We start from the raw sequence: 10341 nt of genomic DNA on the forward strand, positions 1-10341 counted from the left end.
GGTACGATTTTGCAACGAATCGTGCATACTGTGCGCTTTTTGTGGGCCAAGGGACTAAGCACACATTTGTTATACAAACGAAAAGACTAGTCTATGAGCACTGATAATAAGCAATCATTACCCGCAATAACGCTTGCGGCGATCGGGGTTGTCTACGGTGATATTGGTACCAGCCCACTTTATACGCTTCGTGAATGTCTGTCCGGTCAGTTTGGTTTTGGGGTTGAACGTGAAGCCGTGTTTGGTTTTTTGTCCCTCATCTTCTGGCTGCTGATCCTGGTGGTTTCGGTTAAATATCTCTCCTTTGTTATGCGTGCCGATAACGCAGGCGAGGGCGGGATCCTGACGCTGATGTCGCTTGCCGGGCGCAATACGTCCGCCAGAATGACCTCGGTACTGGTGATCATCGGGCTGATTGGCGGCAGCTTCTTCTATGGCGAGGTGGTGATCACCCCGGCGATTTCGGTGCTCTCGGCAATCGAGGGGCTTGAAATCATCGCGCCGCAGCTTGATACGTGGGTCGTCCCGCTGGCCATCATCGTTCTGACGCTGCTGTTTGTGATTCAAAAACACGGCACGGGGCTGGTGGGCAAACTGTTCGCGCCCATTATGCTGGCCTGGTTCCTGATCCTGGCGGCGCTCGGTCTGCGCAGCATTATTGCCAACCCCGACGTGTTGCATGCCCTGAACCCTTACTGGGCGGTGCATTTCTTCGTGGAATACAAAGTCGTGTCCTTCGTGGCGCTGGGCGCGGTGGTGCTGTCTATCACCGGCGTTGAAGCCCTGTATGCGGATATGGGGCACTTCGGTAAGCTGCCGATCCGCGTGGCCTGGTTTTTAGTGGTGCTGCCGTCGCTGGTGCTGAACTACTTCGGCCAGGGCGCGCTGCTGCTGAAACACCCGGAAGCGATTAAAAACCCGTTCTTCCTGCTGGCCCCCGACTGGGCGCTGGTGCCGATGCTGATCCTGGCAACCCTGGCGACCGTTATCGCTTCTCAGGCGGTAATTTCCGGCGTGTTCTCCCTGACGCGTCAGGCCGTGCGCCTGGGGTATCTCTCGCCAATGCGCATCATTCACACGTCCGAAATGGAATCCGGGCAGATCTACATTCCGTTCATTAACTGGCTGCTCTACTTTGCGGTGGTGATTGTCATCGTCAGCTTCGAGCATTCGAGCAACCTGGCGGCGGCCTACGGGATTGCGGTAACCGGGACGATGGTGCTGACCTCTATCCTGTCTACGACCGTGGCGTACCGTAACTGGCACTGGAACAAGTTCCTCGTGGGGATGATTCTGGTGGGCTTCCTGTGCATCGATATTCCGCTGTTCTCCGCAAACCTCGACAAGATTGTCTCTGGCGGCTGGCTGCCGCTGACGCTGGGCCTGGTGATGTTCATCGTGATGACCACCTGGAAGAGCGAACGCTTCCGCCTGCTGCGCCGTATGCACGAGCACGGGAACTCTCTGGAGGCGATGATCGCGTCGCTGGAGAAATCCCCGCCGGTACGCGTGCCGGGCACCGCGGTGTATATGTCGCGCGCGCTGAACGTCATTCCGTTTGCGCTGATGCATAACCTCAAGCACAACAAGGTGCTGCACGAGCGCGTGATCCTGCTGACCCTGCGTACCGAAGACGCGCCTTACGTTCACAACGTACGTCGTGTGCAGATTGAACAGCTGTCGCCGACCTTCTGGCGCGTGGTGGCGAGCTACGGCTGGCGCGAAACGCCAAACGTGGAGGAGGTGTTCCACCGCTGCGGTCTGGAAGGACTAAGCTGCCGCATGATGGAAACGTCGTTCTTTATGTCGCATGAATCGCTGATCATCGGCAAACGACCGTGGTATCTGCGCCTGCGCGGCAAGCTGTACCTGATCCTGCAGCGCAACGCCCTGCGCGCGCCTGACCAGTTCGAGATCCCGCCTAACCGCGTGATTGAGCTGGGTACGCAGGTCGAGATTTAAGTCCTTCTGAAAATGCCGGGTGGCGCTTCGCTACCCGGCCTACTCAGCCTGCAGGCCCGCGCAAGCGAAGCGCCGCCGGGCAATTTCCCCTCTGAATATTTCACTTAGCGAAACGTTTCGAAGCCGATCACAATTCTGTTACGTCATGATGGTTTTCTAACCGTTCTTGAGATTAAACTCAACTCAGCGAAACGTTTCGCTAGTGGAGCGAAGAAATGAAGAAAGGCACGGTACTCAATTCAGAAATCTCATCGGTTATCTCCCGTCTGGGGCATACCGATACGCTGGTGGTTTGCGATGCAGGCTTACCGGTTCCGCGCAGCACAACCCGTATTGATATGGCGTTAACGCAGGGCGTTCCTTCGTTTATGCAGGTACTGGAGGTGGTGACGGCAGAGATGCAGGTTGAGACAGCCATTCTCGCGGCGGAAATCAAACAACATAATCCGCAACTCCACGAAACGTTGCTCAGCCATATTGAGCAACTGCAGCAACACCAGGGAAACACCATTGAAATTCGTTACACAACGCACGAAAACTTCAAACAACAAACCGCAGACAGTCAGGCGGTGATTCGCAGCGGGGAGTGTTCCCCGTATGCGAATATTATTCTCTGTGCTGGCGTCACCTTCTGAGGCCATCATGGACGCATTACTGCAACTCAAAGGGATCGATAAATCCTTCCCGGGCGTAAAAGCCCTCTCCGGCGCGGCGCTGAACGTTTACTCCGGGCGCGTGATGGCGCTGGTGGGCGAAAACGGCGCCGGCAAATCCACCATGATGAAAGTGCTGACCGGCATCTATCAACGCGATGCGGGTTCACTGCTGTGGCTGGGTAAAGAGACCACCTTCAACGGGCCAAAATCGTCCCAGGAAGCGGGGATCGGCATCATCCACCAGGAGCTGAACCTGATCCCACAGCTCACCATCGCGGAAAACATCTTCCTCGGCCGCGAGTTCGTTAACCGGTTTGGCAAAATCGACTGGAAGACGATGTACGCCGAATCCGACAAACTGCTGGCGAAGCTGAACCTGCGCTTCAAAAGCGACCGTCTGGTGGGCGACCTCTCCATTGGCGATCAGCAGATGGTGGAAATCGCGAAGGTGCTGAGCTTCGAGTCGAAGGTCATCATTATGGATGAGCCGACCGATGCCCTCACCGACACCGAAACCGACTCACTATTCCGCGTGATCCGCGAGCTCAAAGCCCAGGGGCGCGGAATAGTCTATATCTCTCACCGCATGAAAGAGATCTTCGAAATCTGCGATGACGTCACCGTCTTCCGCGACGGGCAGTTTATTGCCGAGCGCGAAGTAGCGACGCTGACCGAAGATACGCTCATCGAAATGATGGTGGGACGCAAGCTCGAAGACCAGTATCCGCATCTGGATAAAGCGCCGGGCGACGTTCGCCTCAAGGTGGACAACCTCTGCGGGCCGGGCGTGGACAATGTCTCCTTTACCCTGCGTCAGGGCGAAATTCTTGGCGTGGCGGGTCTGATGGGCGCAGGCCGCACCGAGCTGATGAAAGTGCTCTACGGCGCACTGCCGCGCACCAGCGGTTACGTCACCCTCGACGGGCATGAGGTGGTCACCCGCTCGCCGCAGGACGGCCTGGCAAACGGCATCGTTTATATCTCCGAAGACCGCAAGCGCGACGGCCTGGTGCTCGGCATGTCGGTGAAAGAGAACATGTCCCTCACCGCGCTGCGCTATTTCAGCCACAGCGGCGGCACCCTCAAGCACAAAGATGAGCAGCAGGCGGTCAGCGATTTCATTCGTCTCTTCAACGTCAAAACCCCGTCGATGGAGCAAGCTATCGGCCTGTTGTCCGGCGGTAATCAGCAAAAAGTGGCGATTGCGCGCGGGCTGATGACGCGCCCGAAAGTGCTGATCCTCGATGAGCCAACCCGCGGCGTGGACGTGGGCGCGAAGAAAGAGATCTACCAGCTGATCAACCAGTTCAAGGCCGACGGCCTGAGCATCATTCTGGTCTCTTCCGAGATGCCAGAAGTATTAGGCATGAGCGATCGCATTATCGTCATGCATGAAGGGCATCTCGGCGGTGAATTCACTCGCGAGCAGGCCACCCAGGAAGTTCTGATGGCTGCCGCTGTGGGCAAGCTTAATCGCGTGAATCAGGAGTAAGAAGATGACTACCCAGGCTGTTTCTGGTCGCCGCTATTTCACTAAAGCATGGCTGATGGAACAAAAATCACTGATTGCCCTGCTGGTGCTGATCGCGATTGTCTCGACCATGAGTCCGAACTTTTTTACCGTAAATAACCTGTTCAACATTCTGCAGCAGACGTCCGTTAACGCCATTATGGCGGTCGGGATGACGCTGGTGATTTTGACTTCGGGTATCGATCTGTCCGTCGGTTCCCTGCTGGCGCTCACCGGTGCGATTGCCGCTTCGATTGTCGGAATCGAAGTCAACGCGCTGGTGGCCGTTGCAGCTGCTCTGGCTGCGGGTGCGGCAATCGGTGCCGTGACCGGGGTGATTGTGGCGAAAGGCCGCGTGCAGGCGTTTATCGCCACGCTGGTGATGATGCTGCTGCTGCGCGGCGTGACGATGGTCTACACCAACGGCAGCCCGGTGAATACCGGCTTTACCGATAACGCCGATCTGTTTGGCTGGTTCGGGATTGGTCGCCCGCTGGGTGTCCCAACGCCGGTGTGGATCATGGCTATCGTCTTCCTGGCCGCGTGGTACATGCTGCACCACACCCGTCTGGGTCGTTATATCTACGCGCTGGGCGGTAACGAAGCGGCAACGCGCCTTTCCGGTATCAGCGTGAATAAAGTCAAAATTATTGTCTATTCCCTGTGCGGTCTGCTGGCGTCGCTGGCGGGCATCATTGAGGTGGCGCGTCTTTCTTCCGCACAGCCAACGGCGGGGACGGGTTATGAGCTGGACGCCATTGCGGCGGTGGTGCTGGGTGGGACGAGTCTGGCGGGCGGCAAAGGTCGCATTGTTGGGACATTGATCGGCGCACTGATCCTCGGTTTCCTGAATAATGGTTTGAATTTGTTAGGTGTTTCCTCCTATTACCAGATGATCGTTAAAGCGGTGGTGATTTTGCTGGCGGTACTGGTAGACAACAAAAAACAGTAACTGACGACACTACAGGACATCTTAGATATGAACATGAAAAAACTGGCTACCCTGGTTTCTGCTGTCGCGCTGAGCGCAACCGTAAGTGCTAACGCAATGGCGAAAGACACCATCGCGCTGGTTGTCTCCACCCTGAACAACCCGTTCTTCGTTTCTCTGAAGGACGGCGCGCAGAAAGAAGCCGACAAGCTGGGCTACAACCTGGTGGTGCTGGACTCTCAGAACAACCCGGCGAAAGAGCTGGCTAACGTGCAGGACTTAACCGTTCGCGGCACCAAAATCCTGCTGATCAACCCAACCGATTCTGATGCGGTCGGCAACGCCGTGAAGATGGCAAACCAGGCGAAGATCCCGGTCATCACCCTCGACCGTCAGGCAACGAAAGGCGACGTGGTGAGCCACATTGCCTCTGACAACGTGCTGGGCGGCAAAATCGCGGGCGACTACATCGCGAAGAAAGCCGGTGAAGGCGCGAAAGTTATCGAACTGCAGGGTATTGCAGGGACATCTGCGGCGCGCGAGCGTGGCGAAGGCTTCCAGCAGGCTGTTGCGGCGCACAAGTTTAACGTTCTGGCCAGCCAGCCTGCTGATTTCGACCGTACTAAAGGTCTGAACGTCATGCAGAACCTGCTGACCGCCCACCCTGACGTGCAGGCCGTCTTTGCGCAGAACGACGAAATGGCGCTCGGTGCGCTGCGCGCTCTGCAAACCGCAGGTAAATCTGATGTGATGGTTGTCGGATTTGACGGCACTCCGGATGGTGAAAAAGCAGTAAATGATGGCAAACTGGCTGCGACCATTGCTCAGCTGCCTGAGCAGATTGGTGCTACAGGTGTTCAGACTGCTGACAAAGTGCTGAAAGGCGAAAAGGTTCAGGCCAAATATCCCGTTGACCTGAAGCTGGTCATTAAGCAGTAATATGCGATTCGGGCCGTCACTGGCGGCCTGATGGACAACATACAAAGAAAAGTGTGGCATACGCCACCGGTTAACCCCGGTGGCGCTCTCAGATGGACACCTCAATAGATGAAAACCGCAGGCAACCTCGTCGTCCTTGGCAGTATCAATGCCGATCACATTCTTAACCTTGAATCTTTCCCGGCACCGGGCGAAACCGTCACGGGTAATCAATACCAGGTGGCGTTCGGCGGTAAAGGCGCAAACCAGGCCGTCGCGGCCGGGCGCAGCGGCGCGAACATCGCGTTTATCGCCTGTACCGGCGATGACGATACCGGTGAACGCGTGCGCAAGCAGCTGGCCAGCGACAACATCGACGTTGCGCCGGTAAGCGTGGTGGCCGGGGAATCCACCGGCGTGGCGCTGATTTTCGTCAACGCGGAAGGTGAGAATGTTATCGGTATTCATGCGGGGGCAAACGCGGCGCTGACGACCGATCGCGTTGAGGCGCAGCGCGACATTATTGCGAACGCAGAAGCGCTGCTGATGCAGCTGGAATCCCCGGTAGAAAGCGTGCTGGCTGCGGCTAAAATTGCGCATGAAAATCATACCGCTGTCGTACTTAATCCCGCGCCCGCCCGTGTATTATCAGACGAGCTGCTGGCGCTGGTGGACATCATTACCCCGAACGAAACCGAAGCCGAAAAGCTGACGGGCATCCGCGTGGAAAACGACGACGACGCGGCGCGTGCGGCAAACGCGCTGCACGATAAAGGTATCGGCACCGTGATTATCACCCTCGGCAGCCGGGGCGTGTGGGCCAGCGTTAACGGCGAAGCCCGTCGCGTGCCGGGCTTTAAGGTGAAAGCGATCGATACCATTGCGGCGGGTGATACCTTTAACGGTGCGCTGGTCACGGCGTTGCTGGAAGGCAAAGCGATGAATGACGCCATCCGCTTTGCGCATGCTGCCGCTGCCATTGCGGTCACGCGCAAAGGCGCGCAGCCTTCCGTTCCGTGGCGCAAAGAGATTGATGAATTCCTGAGTCAGCAGAGGTAACGCTTGGCCACGATGAAAGATGTCGCCCGCATGGCGGGCGTTTCTACCTCGACGGTTTCCCACGTCATCAATAAAGATCGCTTCGTCAGCGAGGCGATACGGGAAAAGGTCGAAGCCGCAGTAAAAGATCTCAACTATGCCCCGTCGGCGCTGGCGCGCAGCCTCAAGCTCAACCAGACCCGCACTATCGGGATGCTGATTACCGCCAGTACCAACCCTTTTTATTCCGAACTCGTGCGCGGCGTAGAGCGCAGCTGCTTCGAGCGCGGCTACAGCCTGGTGCTGTGTAACACCGAAGGCGACGAGCAGCGCATGAACCGCAACCTCGAAACGCTGATGCAAAAACGCGTCGACGGCCTGCTGCTCCTGTGCACCGAAACCCATCAGCCGTCGAAAGAGATAATCCAGCGCTACCCTTCTATTCCCACGGTGATGATGGACTGGGCGCCGTTCGACGGCACCAGCGACCTGATTCAGGACAACTCGCTGCTGGGGGGCGATATGGCGACTCAGCACCTTATCGACAAAGGCTATACGCGCATCGCCTGCATCACCGGTCCGCTGGATAAAACCCCGGCGCGCCTGCGTCTTGAAGGCTATCTGTCCGCCATGTCGCGAGCCGGGCTCGCCATTCCGGACGGCTACCGCATTACCGGGGACTTTGAATTTAACGGCGGCTATGAGGCGATGCAAACGCTGCTGGCGCAGGCGCAACGCCCTCAGGCGGTCTTTATTGGAAATGATGCGATGGCGTTTGGTGCTTACCAGGCACTGTATCAGGCTGGCTTGAGCGTGCCGCGCGATATGGCGGTGATTGGCTACGATGATATCGAGCTGGCGCGCTACATGACGCCGCCGCTCACCACCATCCATCAGCCGAAAGATGAGCTGGGCGAGCTGGCCATTGATGTTCTAATCCACCGTATGGCGCAGCCCGCGCTGCAGCAGCAGCGTTTGCAGCTTACTCCTGTTCTGATGGAGCGGGGGTCGGTTTAGCTTTTGTCTTATGGCGCTCTTTAATCAGGTTTCGGCCGTCTTTCGGCTTTAACAGCATAAAGACAAGCGCGGAAACCACGGTCAGGGCACCCATCGTAATAAAGGTATAGTGGAACTGCTCGACGGTATTGGCGCTGTCGAATCCTTCATAAAAGCGCAACACCGCCGCGCTGACCGCAACGCCGAGGCTAATCGACAGCTGCTGCGTAACCGCCAGCACGCTATTCCCGCTGCTGGCATTCTCATCGGTCAGATCCGCAAGGGTGATAGTGTTCATTGAGGTGAACTGGGTCGACATCGCCATGCCCAGCACAAACAGCGGCAGGATCAGCATCCACACCGGCAGCGCCGCGGTTTGCAACGAGAACTGCGCAATCATCAGGCCGATAAAGACCGTCACCCCTACCAGCGTTTTACGATACCCAAACCAGCGCAGCACCTGCGTCACGGTCGATTTCGCCAGAATCGAGCCCATCGCCGTCGGCGCCATCATGCAGCCCGCGATCAGCGCCGGATACCCAAACCCCACCTGCAGCATCAGCGGCATCAGGAATGGAACGCAGCCCGTTCCCAGGCGGGAAGCTATATTCCCTGCCACCCCAACCGAGAAGGTGCGGGTATTAAAGAGGGATAGCGAGATCAGCGGTGTCGAATGGCGGCGCGCGTGACGTATATAAAGAAGGAAAAGCACAATCCCGCTCAGGATGACGGACAGAGCCAGCCACGTCGCCACGATTTTCTCGCCAAACAACTCCATGCCGCTGGAGAACAGCACCAGGCTCAGGCCAAACAGGAAAAAGCCGCCCATGTCGAAGCTGCGTTTAGGCGTGGTGAAGTTCGGCATGTATTTGCGGGCGTAAATCAGGCCGGCAACGCCAATCGGAATGTTAATCAGGAAAATCCAGTGCCAGCTCGCCCAGGTCACCAGCACCCCGCCGAGCACCGGCCCTAATATCGGCCCGACCAGCCCCGGCATGGTCACAAAGTTCAGCACCGGCAGCAGCTCGCTGCGCGGATAGGCACGTAGCAGTGCCAGGCGCGCGACGGGCATCATCATCGCCCCGCCGATCCCCTGAAGGACGCGGAAGACAACCAGCTCGGATAACGAGGTCGAAAGGGCGCAGGCCAGAGAGCCGAGCGTAAACAGGCTGACCGCCAGCATGAAGATTTTACGCGTGCCGAAGCGGTCGGCCAGCCAGCCGCTGACCGGGATCAGCATGGCGACCGTCAGGGTATAGCTGATAATGGCGGACTGCATCGCCAGCGGGGAGCGGTTGAGGCTTTGCGCGATAGCGGGAAGCGCGGTGTTAAGGATGGTGGCATCCAGTGCCTGCATAAAGAAAGCCATCGCCGCAATCCACGGCAGTCCGGCCATGCTGCGAGCTTTTTTCTCTTTCATTTATCTACCTGCTGGTGGTTTGGGGCTGCCAGCAATGCCTGACATGCGGTAAGGGCGCGATGCCCGTCGCTGTCCTGGATGGCATCGACAATGGCCTGGTGCAGATCCAGCTTCACCACTTCGTTCTGGGTAATGGAGGTAAAGTAGGTGTGATAAACCGAATGGAAGAGGGAAGCAAAAGAGGTCAGGAACGGATTGCCACTCATCATATAGATGTGTTCATGCCATGCCATATCCACTTCAACCCAGCGTTCACGGTTGAAGTGCTTCTTCAGGTACACCATCTCGTCCATCAGGGTATTCAGTTCGGCTTTCTGCTCTGCGCTGCCGAGCGTGGCAGCGAGTAAGCAGGCCTGAGGTTCAAGACTGCTGCGCATCACCAGAAAATGGTCGACGACCTGATGGAAGTTATCTTCGGTCATCCACCAGGAGAGCAGCTCCTGGTCGAGGAAGTTCCAGTTACTTTGCGGCATAACGCGCGTGCCAATACGCGGACGCGGCAACACCATGCCTTTTGCCGTTAATGTTTTTACCGCTTCACGAACGGCGGTACGGCTAACGCCAAACTGCTCACCCAGTTCCATTTCGCCCGGCAGGATGCAGCCAGGGACATATTTACCCGCTAAGATCAGCTGAGCCAGCTTTTCTGCCAGCACATAAGAGAGGTTTTTCTGTGCTGCCAGCTGTTGTGCGCTTAAGGGCATCGCTCTTTTTCCTTAATTGTTCATGCGGGTAAGTATGCCATCTGAAGTGTGATTGTGGCTGCAAATACATCAAATAGAACAATTTATAGCTTGATGAAGCGGGTTTTGGTGAAAAAAAACACGGTCAGAAAGTTTTTTCAAATTTCCTCTTGTCACCGCCGAAGAACTCCCTATAATGCGCCTCCACTGACACGGAACAACGGCTT

General features: G+C 57.0%; 9 protein-coding genes. 7 read left to right on the forward strand and 2 right to left on the reverse strand.

Features of this window, described 5'->3' with window-relative positions:
* Window positions 1-93 precede the first annotated feature (93 nt).
* The 7 genes from kup to rbsR all read left to right on the forward strand — a co-directional run bounded on the left by kup (window position 94) and on the right by rbsR (window position 8032).
* Window positions 94-1962 carry a low affinity potassium transporter Kup gene (kup, locus tag AB6V08_RS19375; protein ID WP_368544444.1) on the forward strand — a complete coding sequence of 623 codons (1869 nt, stop codon included), beginning with the start codon at window positions 94-96 and terminating at the stop codon, window positions 1960-1962.
* 215 nt (window positions 1963-2177) lie between these two features.
* The gene (gene rbsD, locus AB6V08_RS19380) at window positions 2178-2597 is read left to right on the forward strand and encodes a D-ribose pyranase (protein ID WP_368544445.1); all 420 of its coding nucleotides are present in this window, start codon (window positions 2178-2180) and stop codon (window positions 2595-2597) included.
* 7 nt (window positions 2598-2604) lie between these two features.
* Window positions 2605-4110 (forward strand): ribose ABC transporter ATP-binding protein RbsA, encoded by a 1506-nt coding sequence (gene rbsA / locus AB6V08_RS19385; protein ID WP_368544453.1) that lies wholly within the window; start codon window positions 2605-2607, stop codon window positions 4108-4110.
* Window positions 4111-4114: 4 nt separating this feature from the next.
* On the forward strand, window positions 4115-5080 hold the full coding sequence (gene rbsC, locus AB6V08_RS19390; RefSeq protein WP_006808742.1) for a ribose ABC transporter permease: 966 nt from the start codon (window positions 4115-4117) through the stop codon (window positions 5078-5080).
* A 27-nt stretch (window positions 5081-5107) separates the two neighbouring features.
* Window positions 5108-5998: a ribose ABC transporter substrate-binding protein RbsB gene (gene rbsB, locus AB6V08_RS19395; RefSeq protein WP_003862397.1), complete on the forward strand. Its 891-nt coding sequence runs from the start codon at window positions 5108-5110 to the stop codon at window positions 5996-5998.
* 108 nt (window positions 5999-6106) lie between these two features.
* Window positions 6107-7036 (forward strand): ribokinase, encoded by a 930-nt coding sequence (gene rbsK / locus AB6V08_RS19400; protein WP_368544446.1) that lies wholly within the window; start codon window positions 6107-6109, stop codon window positions 7034-7036.
* A 3-nt stretch (window positions 7037-7039) separates the two neighbouring features.
* The gene (gene rbsR, locus AB6V08_RS19405) at window positions 7040-8032 is read left to right on the forward strand and encodes a ribose operon transcriptional repressor RbsR (protein ID WP_368544448.1); all 993 of its coding nucleotides are present in this window, start codon (window positions 7040-7042) and stop codon (window positions 8030-8032) included.
* Here rbsR and mdtD read toward each other — a convergent pair.
* Complete coding sequence (mdtD, locus tag AB6V08_RS19410; protein ID WP_368544449.1) at window positions 7998-9431, reverse strand: multidrug transporter subunit MdtD; 1434 nt, start codon at window positions 9429-9431, stop codon at window positions 7998-8000. The two genes, rbsR and mdtD, sit on opposite strands and share 35 nt — an antisense overlap.
* Window positions 9428-10135 carry a FadR/GntR family transcriptional regulator gene (locus tag AB6V08_RS19415; RefSeq protein WP_368544450.1) on the reverse strand — a complete coding sequence of 236 codons (708 nt, stop codon included), beginning with the start codon at window positions 10133-10135 and terminating at the stop codon, window positions 9428-9430. Before AB6V08_RS19415 ends, mdtD begins: the two co-directional genes overlap by 4 nt.
* Between the last annotated feature and the right edge of the window lie 206 nt (window positions 10136-10341).

This window comes from Enterobacter soli, from assembly GCF_964208575.1.
In the GTDB taxonomy this organism is placed as follows: domain Bacteria; phylum Pseudomonadota; class Gammaproteobacteria; order Enterobacterales; family Enterobacteriaceae; genus Enterobacter; species Enterobacter soli_A.

What these genes read in the sequence shown, in the direction of transcription:
- kup (WP_368544444.1), top strand. Translation starts at nt 94, where the DNA reads ATGAGCACTGATAATAAGCAATCATTACCCGCAATAACGCTTGCGGCG.
- rbsD (WP_368544445.1), top strand. Translation starts at nt 2,178, where the DNA reads ATGAAGAAAGGCACGGTACTCAATTCAGAAATCTCATCGGTTATCTCC.
- rbsA (WP_368544453.1), top strand. Translation starts at nt 2,605, where the DNA reads ATGGACGCATTACTGCAACTCAAAGGGATCGATAAATCCTTCCCGGGC.
- rbsC (WP_006808742.1), top strand. Translation starts at nt 4,115, where the DNA reads ATGACTACCCAGGCTGTTTCTGGTCGCCGCTATTTCACTAAAGCATGG.
- rbsB (WP_003862397.1), top strand. Translation starts at nt 5,108, where the DNA reads ATGAACATGAAAAAACTGGCTACCCTGGTTTCTGCTGTCGCGCTGAGC.
- rbsK (WP_368544446.1), top strand. Translation starts at nt 6,107, where the DNA reads ATGAAAACCGCAGGCAACCTCGTCGTCCTTGGCAGTATCAATGCCGAT.
- mdtD (WP_368544449.1), bottom strand. Translation starts at nt 9,431, where the DNA reads ATGAAAGAGAAAAAAGCTCGCAGCATGGCCGGACTGCCGTGGATTGCG.
- AB6V08_RS19415 (WP_368544450.1), bottom strand. Translation starts at nt 10,135, where the DNA reads ATGCCCTTAAGCGCACAACAGCTGGCAGCACAGAAAAACCTCTCTTAT.